Origin of the sequence: Methanoculleus frigidifontis (assembly GCF_030464345.1) — an archaeon.
Lineage (GTDB): Archaea > Halobacteriota > Methanomicrobia > Methanomicrobiales > Methanoculleaceae > Methanoculleus_A > Methanoculleus_A frigidifontis.
Map to the genome: position 1 here is coordinate 54,809 of NZ_VCYH01000002.1, position 26,967 is coordinate 81,775.

The window sequence follows — 26,967 nt, forward strand, 5'->3', positions numbered from 1 at the left end:
GTGCACCCCGGCTTTAGACCCTGAACTTGCCCATGGTCTGCTTGAGACTGCGTGCCATCGCATTGAGTTCGTGGGCTGCGCTGCCGATCTCCTCGGTCGAAGCACTCGCCTCTTCGGCAAGCGCTGCAAGATCTTCGACCTGCGCCTGGTTCTCCTTGGTCACCTTCGTGCCCTCGGCCATTCCCTGCCCGACCTGGTTGGTGACATTGGCCTGATCCTCTGTGGCCTTGGCAATTTCACCGATACCGTGTGCGACGACCTCTGCCTCGGTGATAATGCCGTCCAGAGACTCAATTGCATTGTTGACGCTGGCGACACCGGAACCGATCTCGTCATGCGCCGACTTTATGGCGGCTGCGGTCTTCTCGCTGCTCACCTGGATGCCGCCGATCGCCTTCTCGATGTGGCCGGTCGCGCTCTTCGCTTCCCCGGCGAGGTTGCGCACTTCACCGGCGACGACCGCAAACCCGCGGCCGTGCTCGCCCGCCCGGGCCGCTTCAATCGCCGCGTTCAGCGCCAGCAGGTTGACCTGGTTGGCGATATCGGTGATGAGCTTGACGATGTTGTTGATCTCGCGCATCTGGCCGTTGAGCTGCTCGATCTCGGCAACACTCTGCTCGGCGATACGCTCGACGAGGCTCATCTTATTCTTCGCGTCCTGGCCTAACTTCTGTGCTTCCTGGCCGCGCTGTGCAGCATTCCGGGCACGGTCCAGCACATCCTGCGAGGTACTGGCAATCTCTTCGTTCGAGGCGGAGAGATCCGCGACCTGCCGGTCGATCGTCTCGATCTGTCCGAGGAGCTGCTTGGAGAGATCGGCACACCGCTGGCTGGTGATCGCCACCTGCTCTGCGGCTTTGGCAATCTCGTCAGAGCCTTTGCTCGCCTCGTTTGTGCCCTCCTCGACCTGCTCGATCGCCCTGTTGATCTCAAGCACGGTCTTTGAAACCTGGATGCCGATGTTGTTGAGTGCCTCCTTGAACGCTATGAAGTCGCCGGCGACATGCAGTTTCTCATCGACGCGGGCCGCGAAGTTGCCATCTGCATATGCTTCGGATACCCGCATTGCCTCGTTGATCGGGCCGACAACCGCGTCAAGCGTGTCGTTGACACCCCCGACAAGCTGCGTCCACGCACCATCAAACTTCTCAACATTTCCACGGATCTCAAGTTTGCCGTTTACGGCCGCCTGCGTGAGCGTGGCAACCTCACCCAGCAGCCCATAGAGGACTTCATGGCATTTATTGATGCTGTCCTTAATGCGGGCGTAATCACCGTGATATTCACCGGTAATCTTCTCGATATCCTTACCCATCGCAACATCGCCGATGAAGTCTGCTGCAATATTCAGCGGGCCGATGACCGCGTCAAGCGTGTCGTTGACGCCTTCCACAATCTTTGCAAAGTCACCTTTGTGCTTTGAGGCGTCTGCACGGGTGTTCAGACGTCCTTCAACGCCGGCTTTCGCCAGCATATTCGCGTCCGCGACCAGCAGGTTCACCGCATCGATGCAGGCGTTCAGGTTGTTCTTGATGGCGTTGAAGTCGCCGTTGTACGAATCCGTGATCTTCGGCGGAATGTTTCCGTTGCTGATCCGGTCGACGTAGTCGGCGGCGACGTTCAGCGGACCGATGACCGCATCCAGCGTATCGTTGACACCCGCGACGATCGTGCGGTATTCACCTTCATGCTTGCTTGCATCCGCACGGGTCTGCAGACGCCCCTCAACACCGGCTTTCGCCAGCATATTCGCGTCGCTGGTGAGGCCCTGGAGAGCCTCCAGGGTCCGAATGAATCCGGGCACAATTCTGTCCTGTTCTGAACGGCGCTTTACCTGCCGGTATTCCTCCAGTTCCGAGAGGTCGCCGTGGCTGATCTTGTCGATCGAACCTGCGACATGATTTACACGGTCCTGCACCGCATTGACGGCGGTCGCCACCTCGGCGAAGACTCCCCGGTACTTCCCGGTCATGCGGAGCGTGTGGTCGTTGACCGCCATGCGCTGGAGCGACCGGTTTGCCTCGACAAGCCCCTGGAGGCCGTCGATGCACTGGTTGAGGTTGTTCTTGATGACGTTGAAGTCACCATGATACTCATCGGTGATCTTCTCCGGGACATCGCCATTGCTGAACCGGTCGACGTAGTCGGCGGCGACGTTCAGCGGACCGATGACCGCGTCCAGGATAGTGTTGATACCCTTTGCCATCTCCAGGAAGTCGCCTTCGTGGAGGGCGAGATCGGTGCGCGCCGAGAGGTTCCCCTTCTCCGCCTCGCCGGCGACCCGCAGGATATCTTTCACAGCATTCTTCTGCCCGGTCACGTCAGGGAAGTATTCGATTGCGCCGATGATCATCCCATACTCGTCCTTCAGGGGGGCGCCCGTACAATCGATAATAAGATCCCCGCAGGTATTGTCGCACCGGTACGTGGTGTTCTTCTCCATCGCAACCCGGCACGGGCACTCGTGCGTGTTGCAGTTTGCGGTTTTATAGAGCTCGTGGCACTTCCTGCCGATCGCCTGTTCTTTTTTCATTCCCAGCAGATCGGCCGCTGCCTGGTTGATGAATGTGATCCGGTAATCCTTGTCTATGAGGTGCATCGGAAGAGAGACAGCATCCAGCCCCTGTACCAGGAGCTGCATATCGTCCTGTCCTGATCCCGTATCCTGCACCGATTCAAATGAAGGCTCGTGCGAGCCAACTGCATCGCCATTGTCTGCCATGTAGTTCACCTCACCAGGACATCCGTGACGTCCTCTGTCGTGCTCTGATCTCCACCAGGAGATCCTCAAACGTCACTGCAGGCTTTTTTTCCGCGGCCCCGTGCTCCAGGGCGTGCGTTCTGCTGATACGGATCTGCTGCGCATTCATTGCAGATCACCTTTCACCCACGATGACGCCGTCCGCAGTTTCGGTTTCTCAAAGTACGATGTCATATCCGCCAGAACCTCCCGGGTAACCTCAGAGAGATGCATGAGCGCGTCGATATCACTCCGGCTTTCTCTCGGTTCCGCTGCCAGAACCAATCCATGCGTTCTTTCCATACAAACCACCGTAGGAACGCCTAGCATATCTGCAAGGCAAATCCCATAGAGAGGAAATATCCTCAATGACACTTAAAGATTGTGGAAATGCATGACACATTTGCAATGCAGTTTAGAAGAATATACATACATCCGCACCGCAAAAAGTACCGGGAAAGAGTCATGGACGACACCACCCGGAAAGAACTTTCACGCATCAGAAACATTCTCACCAGCAACCCGCGGGGGATGAGTATCAGCGATATCTCCGAGGAGATGGGTCTCAACAGAAACTCCGTGGCCAAGTACCTCAACATGCTTCTCGTGGGAGGTCATGCGGAAATGAGGACGGTTGCCGCGGCCAAAGTCTACTACCCCTCCCGGAGAGTGCCAATCTCAGCAATGCTGGACTTTTCATCCGACTGCATCCTCGTCCTGGACAGCAACCTCCAGATCATCCAGGCCAACGACAGCCTCCTGAAATGCATGCAGGCGGAACGGGACACTGTCATCGGCAGATCGCCCCGCTCCCTGCCGCCCGGCCCCCTCTCCGACCCGGAACTGCAGGAGGCGATCGGCAGAGCGATGCAGGGCAGCGAGCAGACGCGCGAGATAACCGCGGAGATGGGCGGCACGAGGCGTCACTATCGCATTAAAATCGTCCCGACTGCCTTTGAAGAAGGAAATTCGGGCCTGACGATCCTGCTGGAGGATATTACTGACGAGAGGGGGGCGCAGGAGGCGCTGCAGCAGAGTGAGGCGCGCTACCGCGCCATCGTTGAAGATCAGACCGAGTACATCGCCCGCTTCACACCGGAGGGGAAGATTACATTCATCAACGAAGCATACGCGCGGCACCTCGGCATTCCCCGCAGCGAGCTCAGGGGAAGGGATGCCCGGGCAATCATTCCGGATGACGGACAGAGCGGACTGCAGGAGAAGATCCGCGCCGTAAACAGTGCATCCCCTATGACGACATGGGAGGCCTGCGCAGACACCCCTGCCGGCGAAGAGCACTGGCACCAGTGGGTCGTGCGCGGACTCTTTGACGAGCAGGGAAACCGGCTCGAATACCAGGCTGTCGGGCGCGACATCACCGACCTCAAACGGTCGCTTAAGGAAAAGGAGATCCTGCTACAGGAGGTGCATCAGCGCGTCAACAACAGCCTGCAACTCATCTCCAGTCTGCTGCACCTGCAGAATTTTACCATAGCCAACGATGAGAGCCGCACGATCATCCAGGATATGCAGAACCGCATCCGTGCCCTCTCGCTGGTATATGAGACGCTCTATCAGTCCCGCGACCTCTCCCGGATCGATCCCGGCCGGTACCTGACGAGGGCGGCAGCAGATCTCCTCGCAGATCATGAGGGCGCACAGGAGAGGATTCACATGAACGTGACGGCAGACGAAACCACACTGGATATCGAGCAGGCAATTGCCTGCGGCCTTATTATCACCGAGCTTGTCCAGAACGCACTCTCCCACGCCTTCCCGGGCGGGAGGAGCGGAGAGATCCGCATCGCGATCCGCAACGCCGAGGAAAGGTGCGTCCTCGCAGTCTCCGATACCGGCGTGGGCCTACCGGGCAGTATCGATATCCATACCGCAGAATCACTCGGCCTGTCCCTGGTGCGGGCACTCGTCACCCACCAGCTTGAGGGAGAGATTACCGTCGACCGATCGGGCGGAACGGCATACACCATCACCTTCCCATACCCGGCACCGGCAGGGGGGAGCGCATGACGGGCAGACAGGTCGCCATCGTCGAAGATAATGCCATCATCGCCCTTGACATCGGGAAACGGCTGGAAAAGCTGGGCCACAGTGTCGCCGGCGTGGCTGCGACCGCGGCAGATGCCCTCCGGATTGTCGAAGAGACAGAACCGGACCTTGTCCTGATGGACATCAGATTGAAAGGCGAAGAGGACGGCATCGCTGCTGCCGAAGCGATACGAAGCCGGTTCAATACACCGATCATTTTTATAACCGCCCACTCGGATCAATCCGTAGTCGAGCGTGCACAGGGTACCAATCCGAGCGGCTACCTCGTCAAACCCATCAGGATGGAAGATTTCACCACTGCAATTGGAGATATCTTCGCCCGGAAAGAGTAATCACAACCAGGGAGGCGACGACCCACCCCACCGGTTTTCAGAGAGAGGGGCGCTCGCGTACAGCGACGATTCGGCACCACTGGATATTTCAGGGCGCACAATCTATGCAAGGGTTTATGCATTACAAAAGTGATAACCACATCTGGAATGCAGATGTATACCAGAGCGAGGCGTACTGATGTCACAGACCGGCGAACTGCTTGACCGGATCAAGGAGGTACTGGGAAATAATCCCCGGGGGATGAGCATCACCGAGATTGCAGCAGCGATAGACCTGAACAGGAACTCGGTGGCAAAGTATGTCAATATGCTCCTCGTCTCCGGGCAGGTGGAGATGCGGACGCACGCAGCCGCAAAGGTCTTCTACCTCACCCAGCGGATCCCGCTCTCGAACCTGCTGGGCATCTCCAACGACGGCGTTCTCGTCGTCGATCAGGCACTCAGGGTCGCCCAGGTAAACGACAATTTCTGTTATCTGACGGGTATCGAGCGGGAAGAGATTGAAGACCGGTACATCCTCGAGATTGCGGACCTCCCACTGAACGCCGGCAGAATGCTGACGCATCTGAAGAGCGCGCTTAACGGCAAGAAGATCAGGGAAGAGGACAGCCTCATGAAGGAGGGAGTATGCCGACATCTCCGGGTGCACTACGTCCCGACGACTTTTGACGACGGGGAATCTGCCGTTGCCGTGATGCTGACCGACATCACCGACCAGAAAAACCTCGCCAGAAGGCTAGAGGAGACCGAGGAGCGGTACCGCATCCTTGCAGAATCAGCACAGGACATCATCTTCCTGGCGAGTCACGAGGGAAGAATTCTCTATATGAACGCATACGGTGCAGAAATCCTGAAGAGCGATCCGGACTCGCTCAGGGGGCGCTCCATCACGGAGATCTTTCCCTGCGACGAGGACAAGGACTGCATTGATGAGGTCCTGCAGGCCATACGGATATCCGAACCGGTATCCCATGAAGCACGCCACATCCTCGCCGGGACCGATTACTGGTTTGAGCACCGCCTAATACCGATCGACGGTGACGGCAATGCAGCACCGTATATCATGGGCCTCTCAAGGGACATCACCCTGCGAAAGAGAAACGAGATAGAGCTTGAACGGCACCGCGAACACCTTGAACACCTGGTCGCGGAGCGGACGGCCGAACTGCAGCAGAGTGAAGAACGGCTCCGGATGGCTCTTGAAGGAGCAAACGAAGGACTGTGGGACAGGGAGATTGATACCGGAAGAGTCTATTTCAGTCCTCGGTACTATACCCTGCTCGGATACGAACCGGGCGAATTTCCTCCAGACTACGACGTATGGAAGAGCCTTGTACACCCCGACGACCTCGCTGCCGCCCTGGAGGAGATGGAAAAACACAAAGCCGGAGAGAAGCCGTACTACCGAAAAATATTCCGGATGCGCTCGAAATCCGGCGAATATCGCTGGATTCTCAGCCGGGGCAGAGTGGTGGAGAGAAGCCCGGAGGGAAAGCCGCTCCGGGTCGTCGGCACCCATACGGATATCACCGAGCAAAAGCAGGCAGAAGAGGCGCTGCGACAGTCAGAAACGCAGTTGAGCCGCATATTCTTGAACAATATGGTCGCGATGGCCATTTGGGCGAAATCAGGTGAGATCGTCAACGCGAACGATGCGTTCCTGGACCTTCTTGGCTATACGCGTGCAGAACTCGAAGCCGGACAGATCCGCTGGAACGAGATAACGCCATCCGACTACTCCGAACGCGATCTGGAGGCCGTCGCCGAGGTTGAAGCAAAGGGATTCTGCTCACCCTATGAAAAATGCTTTCGCCACAAAGGCGGCCATCTCATCCCGATAATTATCGGAGGGGGAGACTTTGATGAAAGCAGAGGTACGGGCATTCTCTTCGTCGTTGATCTCACCGAGCGAAAGCAGGCCGAAGAGGCGCTGCGGGAGAGCGAAATGACCCTCGCGGCCGAGCTCGATACCGCAAGGCACCTCCAGCACGTCAGCACGCAGATGATCGAGGCCGAAAACATCCAGACGCTGTATGACCAGATCCTGGATACCGCAGTGGCGATCACGCACGCCGATTTCGCGAGTATCCAGATGCTCTACCCGGAACGCGGAACCGCAGGGGAACTCCGGCTCCTGGGCCACCGCGGGTTTGCCGAGGAGGCCGCGCGGATCTGGGAGTGGGTGCATCCGGATTCCGAGAGCGCCTGCGGAATCGCTTTCCGCACCAGGCAACGGGTCATGATCCCGGATATCCGGCAATGCGAATTCATGACCGACAGCCCGGATCTGAAGGCCTACCGTGAGACAGGCATCCGGGCCGTTCAGACCACCCCGCTGGTATCCCGATCCGGCACGCTCCTTGGGATGCTCTCCACGCACTGGCGCCAGCCGCACGAGCCCACCGAGACCGAACTGCGGTCCTTCGATCTGCTGGCGCGGCAGGCCGCCGATCTCATCTACCGCAACCAGTCAGAAAAAACGCTGCGCGAGAGCGAAGAGCGCCTTGTGTTAGCGAAAGACGCATCCCGGCTTGGCATTTACGATTACAATCTCCGAACCGGCGCCCTCCAGTGGGATGCGCGGGTGCGAGAACTCTGGGGCGTCGGACGGGATGAGCCCATCACCTATGAAACGTTCCAGGCCGGCATTCACCCGGACGACTGTGAAGCAGTCCAACAGGCAACGGACATAGCACTCGATCCGGCCGGAGAAGGGAAGTATTTCACAGAATACCGCGTGATCAGTCGTGCAGACGGCAGTACCCGTTGGGTTGCATCAACGGGACAGGCCTTCTTCGAGAGAGGCCGGGCGATCCGGCTCGTCGGCACCGTTCAGGACATCACAGAACGCAAGCAGGCGGAAGAAGCGCTCGCCAGATCCGAGGCAGAACAACGGCTCATTCTCGACTCGTCCGTCGAGCAGTTTGCATATTTTGATACCGACTTGCGGGTGCTCTGGTGCAACCAGGCAATGGCCGATGCAATCGGCCAACCGGAAGAGGGTATCAGAGGAGAGTACTGCTACCGCCTCCGGCACCAGCGGAGCGAACCCTGCGAAGGCTGTCCGGTGATGAAGGCGCTCGCGACCGGAGAAGCACAGGAAACCGAGTTTGAAGCGCCCGATGGTCGGATCTGGTTCTGCAGGGGACAACCTATCCTGGACGAAACGGGAAACGTCGTTAACCTGATAGAGTTCTGCTACGACATCACAAAACGCAAGCAGACAGAAGAGACGCTCCTCAAGAGCGAAGAAAAATTCCGCACCATCGCCGCTTTCACCTACGACTGGGAGTACTGGCTCGGGCCGGACGGCAGGTACCTCTATGTCTCGCCCTCGTGCGAACGGATCACCGGCTACCGGGCAGACGAGTTCCTGGAAGATCCCGGCCTGATGATGCGCATTACTCACCCCGACGACCGCGCGCTTGTTGCCGACCATCTGGAACGGGGCGTGCCGGACAGCAACGACTGCGCGATCGATTTTCGCATCATCACCCGCAGCGGCGAGGTGCGCTGGATCGGACACTCCTGCCGGCCGGTCTACAACGCTGCAGGGCAGTACATCGGCGTGCGCGGGAGCAACCGCGACATATCCAAACGAAAACAGATGGAGGATGCCCTCAGGGAAGCGGGCGCCTACACCCGCAGCCTCATCGAGGCGAGCCTCGACCCGCTCGTCACCATCAGCCCCGACGGGCGGATAACCGACGTGAACGCAGCCACCGAGGCCGTTACCGGCTATTCCCGCGACGTGCTGATCGGGACCGATTTCTCCGATTACTTCACCGATCCTGCGATGGCACGCGCCGGATACCAACAGGTCTTCAGGGACGGCCAGGTCCGGAACTACCCACTTGAGATCCGGCACCGGGATGGGACAATCACCCCGGTGATCTACACCGCCACCGTCTACCGGGACGAAGACGGGAACGTTGCCGGCGTCTTTGCAGCGGCACGGGACATCAGCGAGCAGAAACGCGCAGACAACGAAAAAACCATCCTGACCCGGATCATCGACGCAGCACCGTGCTCCATCACCGTGAAGGATCTGGAGGGCAGGTTCCTGTACGCCAACCAGCGGACATACGATCTGCACGGCTACTCCCCGGAGGAGTTCTTCGCCATCAGCCTGCACGAACTTAGCGTCCCGGAATCCGCCGAGCTCATCGAGCTTCGGACGCAGCAGATCTGCGAGACCGGCGAAGCAGTCTTCGAGGTCGCACACCGGCACAAGGACGGGACTGCGTTCCCGCTCCGTGTGCACGCCCAGACGGTCACCTGGGACGATAAACCTGCAATTCTGAGCCTGGCAGAGGACATCACTGAAGAGAAAAAGGCGGAAGCGGCGCTGCAGGAGAGCGAAGAAAGGCTCCGGCGGGCAGTGAAGAGTGCACGTGAGTTCCTCTTCAGAATTGAGTTCACCCCGGAACCGGCGTTCACCTACATCGACCCGGAAGTTGCGACGATCACAGGAATCAGTGCCGAAGAGTTTGCTGCGGATCCCTCCATCGCGTTTCGGCTGATCCACCCCGAGGACAGGGCTGCATTCGATAAAATGAGACGGGGTGAAACCAACCCCTCCAGACCTCTCACTCTCCGCTGGACCCGGACCGACGGACAGATGGTCTGGATCGAGCACTACCATACTCCATTCTATGACGCAGAGGGAAATCTCCGTGCGGTTGAAGCGATCGTCCGTGATGTTACACTCCAGAAACAGGCCGAAGAAGCACTCCGGCAGCGCACCGAAGAGCTTGAAAGACTCAATCAGCAACTCGAGGAGAGCAGGGAGCAGTACCGCTACCTCATCGAGCATGCTCCCGACATGATCGCCCTGCACGACGGAGACCGGTATCACTACATCAACCCTGCAGGGCTGCGCCTCCTGCGTGCGCAAAATCCCGACGAGATCGTCGGAAAGTCCGTCATGACATTCCTTCACCCGGACTTCCGCAAGATGGTAAAGACCCGTAGCGACCAGATCGAGAGTATGGCCTCCGACGTTCCGCGGGTCGAAGAAAAGCTGATCGCCCTCGACGGGTCGATCGTCGACGTCGAGGTTACAGCCCACCCCATGGAAAGCCAGGGAAAGCGATTGATTCAGGTCATCGCACGGGACATCACCGACCGCAAAAAAGCCGAAGAAGCGCTGCGCGAGAGTGAGGAGCGGTTCAGGTATATTGCCGAGCACAGCCCCGATATTCTCTACACCCTGGATCGCGAGGGGCGGATCACCTACGTATCACCGTCCATCGAGCGGATCACCGGGCATACCCCGACGGAACTGATCGGAAAGAACTACATGGACTACATCCTCGAATCCGACATCCCAAAAGCATACCGGGCGCGGAAGAGAGCACTCGAGGGTGAAGAACTGCTCCAGCTTCAGCTGAACCTTGTCGGAAAGAACGGCGAGACCGTGCCGCTGGAATGCATCGCATCGCCGGCATACAAAAACGCCATTGTTATCGGCACCCTGGGGCTAGCCCGCAAAATCACGCCCGGAGAGTGATCGAGTCTCACTGCTGAAAGTACTCCGTCGGAAACCGTACAACCCCGACTGCGATCAGCGCCCCGATGACCGCCGTATACAGAATGGAGATGAGGAGATCTTTCAGAAAATCCTTTCGGGTATACTCCTTCTCCTCACTGGTTGCAATATCGACGACGCCCTTGTGCAGGAGGATGAACCCGGCGATATTCGTGATCCAGTAGCCGACGATCATAGCGGGGAGAAAAAGATCCTCTGAGACCATCCCGAACGGGATGGCAAATACATAGGCAAGCGGGATGTTGACGAAGAGATCGTTCCACCACGACAGGGGTGAGAGAATATAGCCTATCGTTGCCAGAATCCCGCCCCGCACCTTTCGTTTGGGGGATTTGACAAGCGATTTGAGATCCATGCACGATCATCCCGCATCCCGATGGAGGATGAAGCCGGTATCGCAGGGAGGAAACAAAAAGATGATCCGGGATCCGCCCGGAACTGCGAGATCCGCCCAGGTCGCCGGGGCGGGGCGGATTACCTGCCAAGCTGTGCCGGATCGAGGTCGAGAGACGCCCCCGGATCGAGAACCTCCACCCGGATCGATGTCGTCCGTTCGATAGCATGCTTAAACGGATCAAGGTCCTGCTCGATGTACGGGAATGTATCGTAATGGATCGGAACCACCACCTTCGCGCCGATGTACTGCGCCGCGAGCATCGCCTCCTCAGGCCCCATCGTATAGCGCCCGCCGACAGGCAGCAGCGCCACGTCGGGCCGGTAGAGATCGCGGATCAGCTGCATGTCCGAGAAGAGCCCGGTATCGCCGGCATGGTAGACCCGTATGCCGTCCATCCCGATGACGTAGCCTGCAGCGACGCCGCCGTAGAAGCCCGGCTCTTCATCCTCGAGCCATGATGAATGGAGTGCCGGCGTCATGGTGAACCGGATGCCGTCCACGATGATGGTACCGCCGATGTTCATCGGCTCTGCCGGGATGTCATGCCGGGCAAGGTACTTCGCAATCTCATTTATGGCGACGGTCTTTACCCCAAGCTGCACCGTCACCCCCAGGTGGTCGGCGTGTGCGTGGGTAACGGCGACGATATCGGGCTGCACGGCGAGGTCTCCCGACGGCACGAACGGATCGATAAGAATCTTCTTCGAACCCTCAAGGAGGACACAGGCGTGGCCTAGCCAGGTCAGCTTCATCGGAAACTATTGTCGGCGGCGGATACATAAAATGTTTGATTCCGGCGGCAGAAACCTGCTACCGCAGGATTGCCGGTGAATTCTCGTAGGAATGCAAAGATATTTTCAGTTCAGAGCGCAATCCCCGGTACTGGAGATTTCATCGCCATATAGCCCTCTTCCAGGCATGGGAATCGCTGCATGCCTCACAATCCTCATTTTTGCAGCAGGATGTACGATTTTTCCGTCGGCGACTCCGGGTTCGCCATCAGTTTTTCCGAGCCTGCACCGCCGCACGACCCCCCTGCCGACACCGAAACCGTTCGCATCGGGGCGTTTAACGTCCAGGTCTTCGGAGAGACCAGGGCTGCAAAGCCGGAGGCCATGGAAGTGCTTGCACGGATCGTCCGCACCTACGACATCGTTGCCGTGCAGGAGATCCGCGACGGGTCCGGAACTGCGCTGCCTGCTCTCATCGATGCGGTGAACGCCGAAGGCTCGCGGTACGCCTGTCTCGAAGGACCGAGGCTCGGAAGGACGAGCAGCAAGGAGCAGTACGTCTATCTCTATGATACTCGCACCACCGAACCGGCGGGGAGCGCAATCACCTACCCCGAACCCGACGGGTTCGACCCCTTCCACCGGGAACCCTGCATCATGCCGTTCAGGGTCACAAACGGCACGTTTGATGCCGTGCTGATCGTCATCCACACCGATCCCGACGAAGCGACCGAAGAGACCGATGCCCTCACCAACATGGTGCCCATCGCCGGGACGACGTATCGCGCCGAGGAGGACTTCATCATCATGGGAGACCTGAATGCCGACGGCTCATGCTTCGATGAAGACGGAGCATCGACGCTCCGGCACGAGGACTCCATGTGGCTCATCGGTAAACGACCTCGACACCACTACAAAAGCCACCGAGTACACCTACGACAGGATCGTCATAACCGAAGGCGCCATAGCCGACTTTTCCGGGGCTGCGGGCGTTTTCCGGTTTAATTCGGAATATGGGCCGACCGAGAACGAAACGTGGGCAGTCTCGGATCACTATCCGGTGTATGCTATCTTCAGAACCGGCATCGATACCGATTAGCGGGTAGTGCTCCAGCATATACCTGATACGTTACCTCAGAGCATGCCCTCATGCCGTGAACCGTGGTGGCTATCGCCATGGGGGTGGGGCTGACTGGGAGGGGTCCCCCCGTATCTCCCCGAAGATCCACAGACATTATCAACCCCACCCGGCCTCCGGCCTCCTCCCCCGCCCCCAGGGGTGGGGGCAGTCATGGCGATACCCAGGGGAAAGCCGTGCTCCGGGGTGCAATCAATCGGGAACGCCCGGACGCGATCGCAACAAAGGGAGTATCAGTTGTTTCGCAGGGCTCTACCGAATATTCGGATGAGCAACCAGGAAAAGAAAATTTGATAGGGAATCCCGAAGCAGTCAGAGCTCTGACATGTCAATGGCTTCGGCGATATCAATGGCCTCGCTCAGGCCGTCGTTCGCGACACCGCGTGTCATCTGCTCGGAGAGATCGCGATCCTCCATGACATCCCTGATCCGCTCGAGGTAGGGATCCAGCGTGGTGTCTGCCTCCTGTTCAATCACGTGACGGTACTCACGAAGCGTGGAGGGACTCACGTCGAGCTCTTCACTAACCTCCTTCATGGTCTTCCCTGACTCCAGGAGCTCCTCCATACCGTACCGGTCAAAGGGCATCTTAAAGTCAAGGTCCCTGAAGAGCTTGAGACGAACCCGGGCACGTGCCATCGTTTTGCTCAGCTTTTCGTCGCCGAGAGCCCTCGCAATCTCAGTATCGTTCTTGCCGTCATAGTACGCAACGACCAGATTCGCCAGCTGCCGCGGGGAGAGTTTCGTCTTGAACTGTCCCTGATCGAGGATCTCTCGCATAATCAGGGCGATCTCCCGCTCAATGGCCTCCTGATCCCGGAGCGTACCGTGAATCTTTTTCATCGGCTCAACGATCTTCGTCTTGCTCGTGATGTTTGTGAACAGCTCAAGGAGCTGTTTCTTGCGGGTGTCTTCTGGCATGACCCTTCTCTCTTCTCTTGATCCGTTCAGGCATTTCGAGTGGCTTTCACTGCTGCCTATCGTATTTAAGTTTATCCCATTTCCGGGACGTAACGTTCCCTACATTACAACTCATCAGATATATAACTTTCCATATCCTGCACCAGGAGTGAAACCCGGTTTCCGTCGATGAGAGGAATCTGATCGGGTTTGGCATGATTTTTAGGGAAATCAGGGAGGAAATATCCAATCTAAAGGAAGAAATTTCCGGCCGGGCAGATGGAATTACCCTTATAATCATCTGCAGTCAACTATACTGCAGAACTATGACCACGATGAGCGATATTTACGAAAACGTCATGGAGGTGGCAAGGCGCCGCGGCTTCGTCTGGCCGTCCTCCGAGATCTACGGATCCGTCGCCGGATTCATCGACTACGGCCCTCTCGGAGCGATGATGAAGAGAAACGTCGAGAACGTCTGGCGAAACTTCTACATCATTCAGGAGGGCTACTACGAGATCGAGTGCCCCACCGTCGGGGCGGAGGCGATCTTCGTCGCATCGGGTCATGTAAAAGAGTTTGCCGATAAGATGTGCCAGTGCCCCCACTGCGGAGAATACCTGCGGGCGGACCATATCGCAGAGGAGCACGGGGTCGAAGGGGCGGGCGCCCTCTCCGCCGAGATGCTCAAAAGCAGGATCTACGAACTCCCCTGCCCCGCATGCGGGGAGACGATGGGCGAGACCGATGTCTTCAACTTCAACCTGATGTTCGAGACCACTATCGGCCCCGGGTCGCAGCGGAGAGGATATCTCAGGCCCGAGACGGCACAGGGCATCTTCACCGATTTCGCACGTCTGCTGCGTTTCTACCGCGACAAACTTCCCTTCGGCGCCGTCCAGATCGGCAAGTCGTACAGGAACGAGATCTCACCCCGCCAGGGCATGATCCGGCTGCGTGAGTTCTCGCAGGCGGAAGCCGAGATCTTCGTCCACCCCGAGGAGAAAAAGCACCCCGTCTTCCACCGGTATGCGGAGTACCAGGTCCCGCTGCTCACCTACGGCCTGCAGGAGACAGGAAAGCCCCCGGTGCAGAAGACGATGCGAGATGCCGTGGACGAAGGCATCGTGGCGAACGAGTACGTCGCATACTACATCGCCCTTACCCACGAACTCCTGGTGACGATCGGTGTCGACCCGGAAAAACTGCGGTTCCGCCAGCATATGCCGGACGAGCGTGCCCACTACGCAATGGACTGCTGGGACGCGGAGGTCTTCTCCGGGCGCTTTGGGTGGGTGGAGATCGTCGGCATCGCCGACCGCACCGACTACGACCTCCGGGCACATGCTGCAAACAGCGGATCGTCCTTCACCGTCTTCATCCCCTTCGAAGAGGCGCGGAAGGTCTCCAGAAAGAGGATCGTGCCGGACATGGGCGTCCTGGGCCCCCGGTACCGCGGCAGGGCAAAGGCGATCGCCGATACCATGGCAGAGGCCACACCCGGCGAGGCCGGCGTCACCGTCGAGGTCGACGGCGAGGAGATCTTCATCCCCGCAGAGCAGTACCAGATCCGGGAGGAAGAGGTAGAGGTGCGGGGCGAGGAGGTCATGCCGCACGTCATCGAACCCTCGTACGGGATCGACCGGATGATGTACGTCGTCCTCGAACATGCCTACGCCGAAGAGGAGGTCGAGGAGGAGGTGCGCAGGGTGCTCCGCCTGCCGCCCGCCGTCGCCCCGGTGCAGGCAGCGGTCTTCCCGCTGATGAACCGCGACGGACTCGACCTGATAGCCAGGCAGATCGCGGACACCCTCGCACGCCGCCAGATCGTTGCCCAGTACGACGATTCCGGGGCAATCGGCAGGCGTTACCGCCGGCAGGACGAGATAGGGACGCCCTTCGCCGTCACGGTCGACTACGACACCAAAGAGGACGACACCGTCACCATCCGCGACCGCGACAGCATGGAGCAGGTCCGGATCCCGGTCGACCAGGTCGCAGACGTCGTCTGCTCACTCATCGCCGGCACCATGACGTTCCGTGACCTTGCTGCATGACCTGCATCTCCCACCCGCTGATCCGGCCCGAGAGCCTCGAGGAACGCCGCTACCAGCTCTCGATAGCTCTGCGGGCGCTCGACGGCAACACGATGGTCGTTCTCCCGACGGGGCTTGGAAAGACTGCCGTGGCGCTCCTCGTCGCCGCATCGCGCCTCTACTCGCACGACGGGCGGGTGCTGATGCTGGCTCCCACAAAACCGCTTGTGGAGCAGCACTGGCGCTTCTTCAGGAAATTTCTCCTCGTCTCTGCGGAGAGCGAACCGGATGACGCGGATTATGCGATGTTTACCGGTGAAACACCGCCCGAAGAGCGTGCAGCGGCGTGGGAGCGGTGCCGGATCTGCTTTGCCACGCCCCAGGTGATCAAGAACGACTGTATCGCAGGCAGGTACTCGCTCGCCGACGTCTCACTTTTGGTGGTGGACGAGTGCCACCGGGCGGTCGGCAACTACGCCTACGTCTTCCTGGCACAGCACTACATCACGAACGCCGCCGACCCCCTCCTGCTGGCGATGACCGCCTCGCCCGGCGGTGATGCGGCCAAAGTGCAGGAGGTCTGCACCAATCTCGGCATCGCTGCCGTGGAGTCACGGGTCGAGTCCGACGAGGACGTCCGCCCCTACATCCACGAGCGCGACGTACAGTATATCGACGTCCTCCTGCCGGAAGAACTGCAGGAGGTGCTCACACTTCTGCGAAAACTCGTTGAGTCGCGGCTGCAGAAACTTGCCGGCTTCGGCTTTCGCGTCCCGAAACCGCAGAGCCTCTCCATGCGAGCGCTCAACCAGCTGAATGTCCAGATCCAGGAGCGGATTCGGACGCGCGAGCCGACAGCGTTCATGGCCGCCTCGCTTTATGCGGAGTGCATGAAGCTCCGTCACGCCGTCTCCCTTGCCGAGACACAGGGCAGCGTCGCCCTGCGCCTCTATCTCGATCGCCTCGGGGCGGAGGGCCGATCGACTGCCGGGAGCAAGGCAGCCAAACGGCTGGCGAACGACGCGGCATTTCTGGAAATCGTGAAACGGTCACGGGCGTGGACTGCCGAGCTCCACCCGAAGGCGGGCATTACGCTCGAACTCGTCCGCGCCCAGCTCACAGCATACCCGGAGAGCAGGATCATCGTCTTTGCCACCTACCGCGACACCGTGCAGAGCCTTGTCGATCACCTCTCCGCCGGAGGCGTTGCCTGCGAGCGGTTCGTCGGCCAGGCAACGAAGGATGCCGAAAAAGGGCTCTCCCAGAAGCAGCAGATCGAGACGCTCACCCGGTTCCGCGCCGGGGAGTTCAAGGTGCTCGTCGCCACGTCCGTCGGGGAAGAGGGGCTCGACGTCCCCTCGACCGACATGGTCATCTTCTACGAGGCGGTTCCCTCCGAGATCCGGAGCATCCAGAGGAAGGGGCGGACCGGCCGGAGCGGTGCCGGGAAGATCATCGTCCTGGTGACGAAAGGAACCAGCGACGAAGCGTTCCGGTACGTCAGCCAGAACAGGGAGAAAGCGATGATCTCAGGCATCCAGAACCTCCGCTCCCCGCTGCGCGACGGCCAGGCACCGGCCGTCCCCCCCCTCCCGTCGGCAACGAGACAGACAGACTTCACTGCATTTCCTGCACGTGCACCGGCAGGCCCTGCCGTCACCGTCGACGATCGGGAAACGGCCTCACGGGTGGTGGAGGTGCTGCACAATCTCGGCGCCGCAATCGACCTCCGGCGGCTCGACCAGGGGGACTACGCCATCGGCGATCGCATCCTGGTCGAGCGAAAGACCGTCCGCGACTTCGTCGACACCCTGGTGGAACGGGATCTCTTCGGCCAGATCAAAGCACTTGCCGAGGCCGTTCCCCGCCCGGTCCTGATCGTCGAGGGGGACGATCTCTACACTGCCCGGAACATTCAGCCGAACGCCATCCGTGGCACGCTCGCCGCAATAACGGTCGACATGGGAGTAACGCTGCTCTTCTCACGCGATGCGGAGGATACGGCGAACATGCTCTATGTCCTGGCGCAGCGGGAAGAAGGGGAGCGCCGGGAGCGGAAGATCCACCCTCGCAAATCATACCGCTCTCACCATGAGGAGCAGGAGTACGTTATGGCGGCATTCCCGAATATCGGGCTGAAACATGCCCGCCTGCTCCTCGAAGAGTTCGGATCGCTGAAAGCGGTGATCGAGGCGGATCTCGACGACCTCATGGCGGTGCGGGGAATCGGGGCAAAAACCGCAGAGGCGATCTGGGACCTCGCACGGCGTCCCTACCGGTGACGCAGGATCGCGAGTGCCTCGGCACCGGTTTTAACGGCCTGCATCAGGCAGAGGCATTCGTCGGGGCGCGGTTCGTTCCGTATGCGGTCACAGAGAGCGATCAGAGTCTGTTCCACCGCACCGGAGAGTGAATCGTGCGACACCTGCGGAGCAGCAGGAGCGGCATGCTTTACGGGCATATCAGGAGCAGCAGACGCGGATTCTGCCGTTTCGGGTTCTATGGGACAGACGACACAGATCGTTTCCCCTTTATATTCAAAGAGAGGAAAGCCGCACTTTTTACAGCTCTTTGAGAGCATTTTACCTCCTTTCAGGAGGTATTCGGCCATTATCTCATCAGCCTTCTCTGCAGTCATGGCGATAAACTTCCTTTATCAACTTATTTATGTCGGGATGGAATTAATAATAAAGGGGTGATACAATGCCAAATCCCGATGAGACAATACGAATTTGTATCCAGATGTTACAAAATATCAACGAAGATAGCACCATTCCACGCAACATCCGTCGTGTGGCGGACGAAACGAAATCCGTTCTTCAGGACGACTCAAAGAGCATCGGCCTTCGCGCCGCAACGGCCATCTCCATGATCGACGAGATCAGCAACGACCCCAACATGCCCGTCCACGCCCGGACCCGCATCTGGGAACTTGTGTCACAGCTCGAGACAGTCCCGCTCGACTAAATAGCCTGACCATCTTTTGTACAGGATTGATGCGTGCGGGAAGAGCACGCGCTCAAGGACGGGTCAACTCCCATACCTTCATTTTCCGCCGCAGCAGTCGGGGCATCTTTAGCCCGTAACCGTGACGATGATCGACCGGTTTCTGCTCGGACGGACATCCAGCTCCAGAAGGACGATCTGCTGCCATGTCCCGCACCCGAGATCGCCGTCGATCACCGGGACGGTGACCGAAGGTCCGACGACGGCGGCTTTCACATGGGAGCGGCCGTTGCCGTCGCCCCATGCCCGGTCGTGCGCATAGGAAGCAGTGTCGGGAGCAATCACCGAGAGCGCACGCTTCAGATCGGCAAGAACTCCCGCCTCGTACTCTATCGTCGTCACGGCAGCGGTGGAGCCGGGAACGAACACGTTCACCAGACCATCCACAACACCGCTCTCATGTACACTACGCGCCACATGCGGTGTGAGATCGACGATCTCACCCTCACCCTGCGTCTCGATACGAATGGTTCTTCGAAACATCTGCTCGTCACCCGGACCCGGCACTGCGGATGCACTCTCCTTCTTCTGCATGCTACAAAAACCTCGCGGATCCGGCACCTGCCACCCCCGAACCCCAAGAGCAGGAGCGGAAAACCGCATGCAGGTAGCGGGGGTGAGAGGAGGAAGCGTTCTGGACAGAGTCACTTTTCATCGGTCGAACCTGCGATCGACATGCCTTCAGCGACAAGCTACCGGAACATGTATGTTCAGCCGGCATGCGTGTCACCCCTATGAACCCACCATTGATTTTCCAAAGCCTATCAGAGAGAAAATCCGTGCAATAGAGAGTATTCCTGCCCGGAACCGGATGAGGAACCCGGGTTTCGGCAGTCAGGAGCATCCGCACAAATATTTAATAGCAGAGTCCGCCACATACCCCATAGAGGTGGCCAGGGATGCCCTACCGATGGAATGACAAAACAGATGTGGATGAGGCGATCGTCGTCGTCATGAACACAATGGATCAGAATCAGGAGATTAAAGGGTGGCTGACGCGGACCATACAGCAGGCCGTCAACGACTCCCCGCCCGAACTGTCACAGTACTTCTTCCGGGAGATTGAGCGGCACCGGCCGCAGGCGCTCATATACTTCCAGAAACCGACCTACTAATCTATTTTTCTCACAGAAGCGCCGTGGCGACGCACCTGAAAAAAGAGAACAGAAAGGAAGCGTTCAAACAGCGTCCTCTTCGGCATCCTCGTCGGAACGGAGGATTGCGACGCCGACCACCCGGTCGCCGGCACCGAGCTTCATCACCCGGACACCGCGGGTGCTGCGCTTCTGTATCGATATCTCGGAGACCTTCGTCCGTATGACAATGCCGGATGCGCTCATCACGATGATCTCATCATCGTCCGAGACCGCCGTCGAGGCGACGACGACACCCGACCGCAGGTCGGTGACGATGTTCTTGACACCCATCGTCCCGCGTCCGTGCCCCCGGAACTCATCGAAGTCGGTACGCTTGCCGTATCCCTTCTCGGTGATGGTAAGAAGGTGATCCTTCTCGGCAACGGTGGCAGACTGGAGGGTATCGTCGTCCCGCAGTCTGATACCGCGGACGCCCATGGCATTCCGGTGGAGCGACCGGACCGTCTCCTCGGAGAAACGGAGGCTCTGACCGTACTGCGTCGTCAGGACAAGATCCCGGCTGCCGTCGGTGAGCATGACGTCCACAAGGTCGTCCCCTTCACGGAGGGTGATGGCGTTGATGCCACTCTGGCGCGGCCTGGAGAATTCGTCCAGCGGAATCTTCGCCACGGTGCCTGCCCGTGTAGCGAAGAAGAGGAACCGGTCGGGGCTAAACTCCCGGACCGGGATCACCGCTGTGACGCGCTCCTCGTTCAGGTTCAGGAGGTTGACGAGCGCTTTGCCCTTGCTCGTCCGGTTGCTCTCCGGAATGTCGTAGACCTTCACCCAGTACGCCCGTCCCTTGTTGGTGACGCAGAGCAGGTAGTCGTGCATATTGGCGACGAAGACCCTCTCCACCATATCGTCCTCCTTGGTGGCCATGCCGATGACGCCGCGGCCGCCGCGCCGCTGTCCGCGGTAGGTATCGAGGTCGATCCGCTTGATATAGTTCGATAGCGTCAGCGAGACCAGCATGGGCTTGTCCTCGATGAGGTCTTCCTTCTCGATGCTCCCGATGGAGTACTGGATGCCGCTACGCCGCTCCTCGCCGTAGCGGTCTGCGATCTCGCCGATCTCTTTCCGGATCTCGGCGAACATTGCCGCTTCACTCGCAAGGATCGCCTGCAGCCGCTCGATCTCCCGCGCGAGGCCGTCACGCTCGTCCACAATCTTCTGGTGCTCGAGCGCCGCCAGGCGGCGCAGCTGCATCTTCAGGATGGCATCCACCTGCGCCTCATCGAGGGCGAACCGCGATATGAGTGCGTTTTTCGCCTCGTCGGTCGTCTGCGAGCCCCGGATCGTCGCTATTACGGCGTCGATATTGTCGAGCGCGATGAGGAGACCGCGGAGGATGTGAATCCGCTCTTCCGCCTTTCGGAGGTCGAACTCACTGCGCCGCCGGACGACCTCGGTCCGGTGCTTGAGAAACTCCGAGATGATCTCCTTGAGGTTCAGGACGTGCGGCTGCTTCTCGACGATGGCGAGGTTGATGATGCCGAAAGAAGACTCGAGCGCCGTGTGCTTGTAGAGGAAGTTTAAGATCACCTGCGGCATGGCGCCTTTCTTGAGCTCGATGACGACCCGGAGGCCGTCACGGTCAGACTCGTCGCGGATGTCGGAGATCCCGTCCAGCTTTTTGTCGCGGACGAGCCCTGCGATATGCTCGATCAGCCGGGCCTTGTTGACCTGGTAGGGGATCTCGGAGATGATGATCCGGGGGTTTCTGCCCTCCTCCTCGATCTCGGCGACACCGCGGACGACGCACTTGCCGCGGCCGGTGAGATACGCATCGCGGATTCCCTCGGTACCCATGATAATGCCGCCGGTGGGAAAATCGGGGGCCGGCATAATCCGCATCAGTTCGTCGACGGAGGTTGTGGGCTCATCGATGATCCGGCAGACGGCGTTGCAGACCTCACGAAGGTTGTGCGGCGGCATATTTGTCGCCATGCCGACGGCGATACCGCTCGACCCGTTGAGGAGGAGGTTCGGCAGGCGTGCCGGGAGCACCTCCGGCTCCTGCAGCGACTCATCAAAGTTCGGGACGAAGTCGACCGTCTCCTTGTCGATGTCCTCCAGGAGCTCCTCGGCGACCTTGGTGAGGCGTGCCTCGGTGTAACGCATGGCTGCTGCCGCATCGCCGTCGATGGAGCCGAAGTTGCCCTGCCCGTCCACCAGCATGTAGCGGTAGCTGAAGGGCTGAGCCATCTTGACCAGCGTATCGTAGATGGCGGCATCACCGTGCGGGTGGTACTTACCCATGACGTCTCCGACGATACGGGCACTCTTCTTGTAGGGCTTGTCGCTGGTGTTGCCCATCTCCCGCATCGCAAAGAGTGTCCGACGGTGGACGGGCTTGAGGCCGTCGCGGGCGTCGGGAATGGCTCGCCCGATGATCACGCTCATCGCGTAGTCGATGTAGCATGACTTCATCTCCTCCTCGATGTTGATCGGGATGACCTGGCCGGTCCGTTCAGATATCAAGGTTGGTCACCTCCTTTGCGTGCCTGCGGATGAAATCCCGGCGTGCGCCGACATCCTCGCCCATCAGTTTCTCGAAGATCTCGTTTGCATAGACGGCATCCTCGATCTTCACCATCTTCAGCACACGGTGTGCCGGGTCCATCGTCGTCTCCCAGAGCTGGCCGGCATTCATCTCGCCAAGACCCTTGTAGCGCTGGATGGAGACGCCCCGCTCACCCCATTCCTTGAGGACAACCCGCATCTCGTCCTCGCGGTAGACATACCGCTCCTCTTTGCCCCGGGCAATCCGGTAGAGCGGGGGCTGGGCGATGTACACGTATCCGTTCGCAATCAGATCCGCCATATACCGGTACAGGAATGTCAGGAGGAGCGTCCGGATATGCGCACCGTCCACATCCGCATCGGTCATCAGGATGATGCGGTGGTAGCGGGCACGTTCCGGGTCGAAGGATTCGCCGACACCGGTGCCGATCGCCGATATCAGTGCCTGAATCTCGGCATTCTTCAGGATCTTATGCTGGGCGGCCTTCTCGACGTTCAGGATCTTCCCCCGCAGCGGGAGGATCGCCTGGAACTTCCGATCCCGCCCCTGTTTTGCGGAGCCCCCTGCAGAATCTCCCTCCACGATGTAGAGCTCGGACTTTGCAGGGTCGCGCTCGGAGCAGTCGGCAAGCTTTCCGGGGAGACCGGAACTCTCGAGCGTACTCTTTCTGCGGGCGAGTTCGCGGGCGCTGCGTGCCGCCTCACGGGCACGGGCGGCCGCCATCGCTTTATCGAAGATGGTCTGGATGACCTTCGGGTGCTCGTCGAAGTACTCGGTGAGCGACTGGTACACGAGGGAGTCGACGATGCCGCGGACGTTGCTGTTCCCGAGGCGCATCTTGGTCTGCCCCTCGAACTGGGGATTTGCGACCTTCGTGCTGATGACCGCTGCAAGCCCTTCGCGGACGTCCTCGCCCCTGACCTGGGCGTCTGCGCTCTTCAGGAGGTTGTTGCGGCGGGCGGCGGCGTTGATCGCCCGGGTGATGGCGCTGCGGAACCCCTCGAGGTGTGTCCCGCCCTCGCGGGTGTTGACGCTGTTAACGTAGGTATAGAGTGTCTCGCCGTACGACATGTTGTACTGCAGGGCGACCTCGACCTCGACCATGCTCTCGGGGTCACTTTTGCGGAACGCGATCACGTCGTCGTGCAGTGTCTCCTTCCCGTCATTGATGTAGGAGACGAACTCCCGGATCCCGCCTGCATAGGTGTAGGCCGCAGCATCTCCCGTCCGTTCGTCGCGGAGGGAGATGGTGATGCCGCTGTTTAAGAATGCCAGTTCCCGGAGCCGATGATCGAGCACATCGAAGTCGAATTTGACCGTCTCGAAGATGGCCGGGTCGGGCATGAACGAGATGCGGGTGCCCCGGAGGCGCTCGGAGGGGACCTCCTCCCCCGGCGTCTCGCCGTAGCGCTGGAAGTAGCGCTGCCGGCGTTCGTGGCTGGTCTCCTCCCGCTCCGTCAGCGGCGAGGTGACCTGCCCCCGCTCAAACGCCATATCGTATACCTTGCCGTCCCGGTAGACACTCACCCGGAGCCAGCTTGCAAGTGCGTTGACGACGGAGACACCGACACCATGCAGACCGCCGGAGACCTGGTAGGTATTCTTGTCGAATTTTCCGCCGGCGTGGAGCACGGTCAGGACGATCTCAAGGGCGCTCTTCCCGTACCGCGGCATCATATCCACCGGTATGCCGCGCCCGTTGTCGTCGACCGCAACCGAGCCGTCCCTATTGATGGTCACCATGATATGGTCACAGATACCGGCGAGTGCCTCGTCGATGGAGTTGTCGACAACCTCATAGACGAGATGGTGAAGACCGCGGGAATCCGTGCTCCCGATGTACATCGCGGGACGCTCGCGGACGGGTTTTAAACCTTCGAGTACTGTAATATGAGATGCATCATACGTCTCAGTCATCCATGACCTCCACTAAAAGAGAAGCGTCCTGAATCGCAACCGTAATTCACACTATATATTAGTTTTATAAGCACTTATAGGTGTCCGCCGATCGGAAACGGCGGTATCAGTCGTACTTTCCGACGTCGGGATCGGGGACTCCGAGGTGCTTGTCGATCGCAACGGCAATCCGGTTGATCAGCCTTCGGACGTCTGCAGCGTCCTCCTTGTCCATGGTGCCCGGTTGATGCCAGATCACCTGTTTGCGGAGCCGCTCCACCAGCAGATCGATCTCGGTGCCCCGGAACACTTCGGGTACAATCAGGTCGTCGAGGTGATCAGAAGCGCCGTAGAATGCCTTCTCGGGTGGCAGCCCGAAGTGTTTGGAAAGCAGCATCAGGTTGACCACAAACCCTCTCCCGAATTCGCTCGTCATAGGCAAAAGATGGACGCCGGGGACAAAAAAAGGTAGTGATCGACCCTCTCCGTGGCCAACACGGCCGGAGGCCCTGCCGGTGCAGGACCGGAAGTGAGGTCCGCGGCGGCCTGTGCCGCTTCATGGTCAAGTAACGCTTAAATATCAGCAATCCTGGCCGAATTCGGCCGATTTCCGACCCCCACAGAAGCCCGTAGACGGCCGATCCCGGGGCGGGCCATAGTAACCACCCTGCGGAAATTACCTGCCCGCATATCGCCGATATGGCCCTCGAATCCTGCCGGTTTTCAAGGATCGGAGTGCAATTCCCGGGTCATTTGCGGTGCCGGGATCCGAAGCCGGCGGTAAAATCGAAAAATACGCCGATATGACCCTTTTTCGGAACGGAGAGGGGGCGACCCAAACCCCCCGGGCCGCGGTCACGGAGCCAGATAGATGACAATCGTGACCGTGACGATGAAGAGGATCGAGCAGGCGAGGAAGGCAGCCTCCCGCAGGTGCAGCGGCCTTCTCCGGAGGTGCATCCCGGAGTCATTGCCATAGCCGCGGCAGAGCATGCTCGTATACGTGCGCTCCCCCTGCTCGTACGACCGGACGAAGATCATGCCGATGGTGTAGCCTATCTGGAGGAGCCGGTAGCGGTACGGGAGACGGCGATCGAGCGGATCGAAACAGCGTGTCTCCAGAGCGGAGCGGATCTTCAGGAACATCTCTGCAAAGACGAAGAGGTAGCGGATCATCATCCCAAGCGGCAGCGTGAACTCTTTCGGAAGGCCGAGCCGTCCCGACGCCTCGACGAGGTCCTGCATCCTCGTCGTGGATGAGAGCAGGATGATAAACGATATGCAGACGATGAACTTGGCAAAGAGGATCGAAGCGAACTCGACCGATTCCGCATAGATCTCGATACCGAACGGGAGGGAGACGATCGGGTGGAAGATGTCATAGTAGCGGTTCTTGACAAAGATCTGGAAGATGATGAGGAAGATACCGAACGGAAGGATCAGCACGAGCCTCTGTGCATAAACCTGCACCGGGAGCTGTGAGACCGCCCAGAGTGCCGCAAAGAAGAGGAAGAATACGACCGCGAGATCGATGACCTTCGGCGAGTACGGAACGGCGACGGCAGCGATGATGACGGCGAGGGTCAGCAGGAGCTTGACCCGGGCGTCGAGCCGGTGGATCGGGCTTGTGCGGTACGCGTACTTCTCGATCGAGAAGAGATCGTCGATCATCGTCTCCTCTCGTACGCGTCCGTGAGCGCCCGGCGGGCGTCGCCGAAGGTATACGCCATCTCGACGTCGACCCCGTCGTCCCGCAGAGAACGGAGCAGTTTCGGGATCACCGGGACGTCCAGCCGGGTGCGGGCAAGCAGGTCGTCCTTGACGAATATCTCGGCGACGCTCCCCTGCGCGACGATCTCCCCCTGGTCCATGACGTAGACAGAGTCAGCTATCTCGGGGACGAGCTCGACATGGTGCGTCGAGAAGATCACGGTCATACCGTACTTCTGCGGCAGAGTGTTGACAAACTCGACAAGGCTCGCGACACCCTGCGGATCGAGCCCGGCGGTCGGCTCGTCGAGCACCAGCACCTGCGGCTCCATCGCGAGCACGCCGGCGATGGCGACACGCTTCTTCTCCCCGCCGGAGAGGTGGTGGGGCACCCGCTCGCGCAGGTGCTCGATACCGAGAAGGGAGAGCGCCGCATCGACCCGGTGGGCAACGGTCTCCTCGTCAAGCCCGAGGTTCATCGGTCCGAAAGCGATATCCTGCTCCACCGTCGGCGAGAATATCTGGTCGTCCGGGTTCTGGAAAACAAGACCGACCGATTTTCGGATCTCCCGGATGTTCTCACGGGTCACGGCCTCTCCCCGGATCAGCACCTCTCCCGAGGTGGGCTTGAGAATCCCGTTGAAATGCTTGAAGAGCGTGCTCTTCCCGGCGCCGTTCGCCCCGATAACGGCAATACGGGACGCCCTCTCCGCAATAAAGTTGACATTGGAGAGAGCGGCAACACTCCCGCGGTAGACGTACGAGAGATTTCGCGTCTCGATCAGGTGCATTACAAAAAA

20 protein-coding genes are annotated in these 26,967 nt (G+C 59.5%); 8 read left to right on the top strand and 12 right to left on the bottom strand.

The window, feature by feature from the left end:
• Window positions 1-13: 13 nt before the first annotated feature.
• Window positions 14-2,722 (bottom strand): methyl-accepting chemotaxis protein, encoded by a 2,709-nt coding sequence (locus tag FGU65_RS03195; protein ID WP_301662973.1) that lies wholly within the window; start codon window positions 2,720-2,722, stop codon window positions 14-16.
• Between the two features lie 10 nt (window positions 2,723-2,732).
• A complete protein-coding gene (locus FGU65_RS03200) occupies window positions 2,733-2,870 on the bottom strand; it encodes a hypothetical protein (RefSeq protein WP_301662974.1) in 138 nt (45 codons plus the stop codon).
• A 335-nt stretch (window positions 2,871-3,205) separates the two neighbouring features.
• On the opposite strand from FGU65_RS03200, the gene FGU65_RS03205 reads away from it, so the two are divergent.
• The 3 genes from FGU65_RS03205 to FGU65_RS03215 all read left to right on the top strand — a co-directional run bounded on the left by FGU65_RS03205 (window position 3,206) and on the right by FGU65_RS03215 (window position 10,651).
• Window positions 3,206-4,768, top strand: a complete 1,563-nt coding sequence (locus FGU65_RS03205) for a sensor histidine kinase (RefSeq protein WP_301662975.1) — start codon at window positions 3,206-3,208, stop codon at window positions 4,766-4,768.
• Window positions 4,765-5,139, top strand: a complete 375-nt coding sequence (locus tag FGU65_RS03210) for a response regulator (protein WP_301662976.1) — start codon at window positions 4,765-4,767, stop codon at window positions 5,137-5,139. Before FGU65_RS03205 ends, FGU65_RS03210 begins: the two co-directional genes overlap by 4 nt.
• 178 nt (window positions 5,140-5,317) lie before the next feature.
• Window positions 5,318-10,651, top strand: coding sequence for a PAS domain S-box protein (locus FGU65_RS03215; protein ID WP_301662977.1), 5,334 nt, complete (start codon window positions 5,318-5,320; stop codon window positions 10,649-10,651).
• A gap of 7 nt (window positions 10,652-10,658) precedes the next feature.
• On the opposite strand, the gene FGU65_RS03220 is transcribed toward FGU65_RS03215, so the two are convergent.
• Complete coding sequence (locus FGU65_RS03220) at window positions 10,659-11,045, bottom strand: DUF7980 family protein (RefSeq protein ID WP_301662978.1); 387 nt, start codon at window positions 11,043-11,045, stop codon at window positions 10,659-10,661.
• A 119-nt stretch (window positions 11,046-11,164) separates the two neighbouring features.
• Window positions 11,165-11,839: a metal-dependent hydrolase gene (locus FGU65_RS03225; RefSeq protein WP_301662979.1), complete on the bottom strand. Its 675-nt coding sequence runs from the start codon at window positions 11,837-11,839 to the stop codon at window positions 11,165-11,167.
• 210 nt (window positions 11,840-12,049) lie between these two features.
• Here FGU65_RS03225 and FGU65_RS03230 point away from each other — a divergent pair, with 210 nt between their 5' ends.
• Window positions 12,050-12,823: an endonuclease/exonuclease/phosphatase family protein gene (locus tag FGU65_RS03230; protein ID WP_301662980.1), complete on the top strand. Its 774-nt coding sequence runs from the start codon at window positions 12,050-12,052 to the stop codon at window positions 12,821-12,823.
• Between the two features lie 445 nt (window positions 12,824-13,268).
• Here FGU65_RS03230 and FGU65_RS03235 read toward each other — a convergent pair whose 3' ends face one another.
• Window positions 13,269-13,877: a response regulator receiver protein gene (locus FGU65_RS03235; RefSeq protein WP_301662981.1), complete on the bottom strand. Its 609-nt coding sequence runs from the start codon at window positions 13,875-13,877 to the stop codon at window positions 13,269-13,271.
• Between the two features lie 314 nt (window positions 13,878-14,191).
• Between FGU65_RS03235 and glyS the strand changes: the two genes are divergently transcribed.
• Together glyS and FGU65_RS03245 are read left to right on the top strand one after the other, a co-directional pair.
• Window positions 14,192-15,913 (top strand): glycine--tRNA ligase, encoded by a 1,722-nt coding sequence (gene glyS, locus FGU65_RS03240; RefSeq protein WP_301663286.1) that lies wholly within the window; start codon window positions 14,192-14,194, stop codon window positions 15,911-15,913.
• The gene (locus FGU65_RS03245) at window positions 15,910-18,174 is read left to right on the top strand and encodes a DEAD/DEAH box helicase (protein ID WP_301662982.1); all 2,265 of its coding nucleotides are present in this window, start codon (window positions 15,910-15,912) and stop codon (window positions 18,172-18,174) included. Before glyS ends, FGU65_RS03245 begins: the two co-directional genes overlap by 4 nt.
• Here the strand turns inward: FGU65_RS03245 and FGU65_RS03250 are convergent.
• Complete coding sequence (locus tag FGU65_RS03250) at window positions 18,165-18,530, bottom strand: Sjogren's syndrome/scleroderma autoantigen 1 family protein (protein ID WP_367652350.1); 366 nt, start codon at window positions 18,528-18,530, stop codon at window positions 18,165-18,167. The two genes, FGU65_RS03245 and FGU65_RS03250, sit on opposite strands and share 10 nt — an antisense overlap.
• 65 nt (window positions 18,531-18,595) lie before the next feature.
• Between FGU65_RS03250 and FGU65_RS03255 the strand changes: the two genes are divergently transcribed.
• Window positions 18,596-18,859 (top strand): stationary phase-response protein, encoded by a 264-nt coding sequence (locus FGU65_RS03255; RefSeq protein WP_301662983.1) that lies wholly within the window; start codon window positions 18,596-18,598, stop codon window positions 18,857-18,859.
• A 108-nt stretch (window positions 18,860-18,967) separates the two neighbouring features.
• Here the strand turns inward: FGU65_RS03255 and FGU65_RS03260 are convergent, their stop codons facing one another.
• Window positions 18,968-19,381: a secondary thiamine-phosphate synthase enzyme YjbQ gene (locus FGU65_RS03260; RefSeq protein ID WP_301662984.1), complete on the bottom strand. Its 414-nt coding sequence runs from the start codon at window positions 19,379-19,381 to the stop codon at window positions 18,968-18,970.
• Between the two features lie 416 nt (window positions 19,382-19,797).
• On the opposite strand from FGU65_RS03260, the gene FGU65_RS03265 reads away from it, so the two are divergent.
• Entirely contained in the window at window positions 19,798-20,013 is a 216-nt protein-coding gene (locus FGU65_RS03265; RefSeq protein WP_301662985.1) for a hypothetical protein, read from the top strand.
• Between the two features lie 63 nt (window positions 20,014-20,076).
• On the opposite strand, the gene gyrA is transcribed toward FGU65_RS03265, so the two are convergent.
• The 5 genes from gyrA to FGU65_RS03290 all read right to left on the bottom strand — a co-directional run bounded on the left by gyrA (window position 20,077) and on the right by FGU65_RS03290 (window position 26,958).
• On the bottom strand, window positions 20,077-22,518 hold the full coding sequence (gyrA, locus tag FGU65_RS03270; protein ID WP_301662986.1) for a DNA gyrase subunit A: 2,442 nt from the start codon (window positions 22,516-22,518) through the stop codon (window positions 20,077-20,079).
• Window positions 22,508-24,478, bottom strand: coding sequence for a DNA topoisomerase (ATP-hydrolyzing) subunit B (gene gyrB / locus FGU65_RS03275; RefSeq protein ID WP_301662987.1), 1,971 nt, complete (start codon window positions 24,476-24,478; stop codon window positions 22,508-22,510). The genes gyrA and gyrB overlap by 11 nt, the downstream gene beginning before the upstream one ends.
• 106 nt (window positions 24,479-24,584) lie before the next feature.
• Window positions 24,585-24,893: a hypothetical protein gene (locus FGU65_RS03280; protein WP_301662988.1), complete on the bottom strand. Its 309-nt coding sequence runs from the start codon at window positions 24,891-24,893 to the stop codon at window positions 24,585-24,587.
• 419 nt (window positions 24,894-25,312) lie between these two features.
• Window positions 25,313-26,128, bottom strand: coding sequence for a cobalt ECF transporter T component CbiQ (gene cbiQ, locus FGU65_RS03285; protein WP_301662989.1), 816 nt, complete (start codon window positions 26,126-26,128; stop codon window positions 25,313-25,315).
• The gene (locus FGU65_RS03290; protein ID WP_301662990.1) at window positions 26,125-26,958 is read right to left on the bottom strand and encodes an ATP-binding cassette domain-containing protein; all 834 of its coding nucleotides are present in this window, start codon (window positions 26,956-26,958) and stop codon (window positions 26,125-26,127) included. Before FGU65_RS03290 ends, cbiQ begins: the two co-directional genes overlap by 4 nt.
• Window positions 26,959-26,967 lie beyond the last annotated feature (9 nt).

Coding starts and splice junctions, on each gene's coding strand:
- FGU65_RS03260 (WP_301662984.1), bottom strand. CDS start 19,381: ATGTTTCGAAGAACCATTCGTATCGAGACGCAGGGTGAGGGTGAGATC.
- cbiQ (WP_301662989.1), bottom strand. CDS start 26,128: ATGATCGACGATCTCTTCTCGATCGAGAAGTACGCGTACCGCACAAGC.
- FGU65_RS03230 (WP_301662980.1), top strand. CDS start 12,050: ATGTACGATTTTTCCGTCGGCGACTCCGGGTTCGCCATCAGTTTTTCC.
- FGU65_RS03220 (WP_301662978.1), bottom strand. CDS start 11,045: ATGGATCTCAAATCGCTTGTCAAATCCCCCAAACGAAAGGTGCGGGGC.
- FGU65_RS03290 (WP_301662990.1), bottom strand. CDS start 26,958: ATGCACCTGATCGAGACGCGAAATCTCTCGTACGTCTACCGCGGGAGT.
- FGU65_RS03200 (WP_301662974.1), bottom strand. CDS start 2,870: ATGAATGCGCAGCAGATCCGTATCAGCAGAACGCACGCCCTGGAGCAC.
- gyrB (WP_301662987.1), bottom strand. CDS start 24,478: ATGACTGAGACGTATGATGCATCTCATATTACAGTACTCGAAGGTTTA.
- FGU65_RS03215 (WP_301662977.1), top strand. CDS start 5,318: ATGTCACAGACCGGCGAACTGCTTGACCGGATCAAGGAGGTACTGGGA.
- glyS (WP_301663286.1), top strand. CDS start 14,192: ATGAGCGATATTTACGAAAACGTCATGGAGGTGGCAAGGCGCCGCGGC.
- FGU65_RS03195 (WP_301662973.1), bottom strand. CDS start 2,722: ATGGCAGACAATGGCGATGCAGTTGGCTCGCACGAGCCTTCATTTGAA.
- FGU65_RS03265 (WP_301662985.1), top strand. CDS start 19,798: ATGCCCTACCGATGGAATGACAAAACAGATGTGGATGAGGCGATCGTC.
- FGU65_RS03280 (WP_301662988.1), bottom strand. CDS start 24,893: ATGACGAGCGAATTCGGGAGAGGGTTTGTGGTCAACCTGATGCTGCTT.
- FGU65_RS03205 (WP_301662975.1), top strand. CDS start 3,206: ATGGACGACACCACCCGGAAAGAACTTTCACGCATCAGAAACATTCTC.
- FGU65_RS03210 (WP_301662976.1), top strand. CDS start 4,765: ATGACGGGCAGACAGGTCGCCATCGTCGAAGATAATGCCATCATCGCC.
- FGU65_RS03255 (WP_301662983.1), top strand. CDS start 18,596: ATGCCAAATCCCGATGAGACAATACGAATTTGTATCCAGATGTTACAA.
- FGU65_RS03245 (WP_301662982.1), top strand. CDS start 15,910: ATGACCTGCATCTCCCACCCGCTGATCCGGCCCGAGAGCCTCGAGGAA.
- FGU65_RS03250 (WP_367652350.1), bottom strand. CDS start 18,530: ATGACTGCAGAGAAGGCTGATGAGATAATGGCCGAATACCTCCTGAAA.
- FGU65_RS03225 (WP_301662979.1), bottom strand. CDS start 11,839: ATGAAGCTGACCTGGCTAGGCCACGCCTGTGTCCTCCTTGAGGGTTCG.
- FGU65_RS03235 (WP_301662981.1), bottom strand. CDS start 13,877: ATGCCAGAAGACACCCGCAAGAAACAGCTCCTTGAGCTGTTCACAAAC.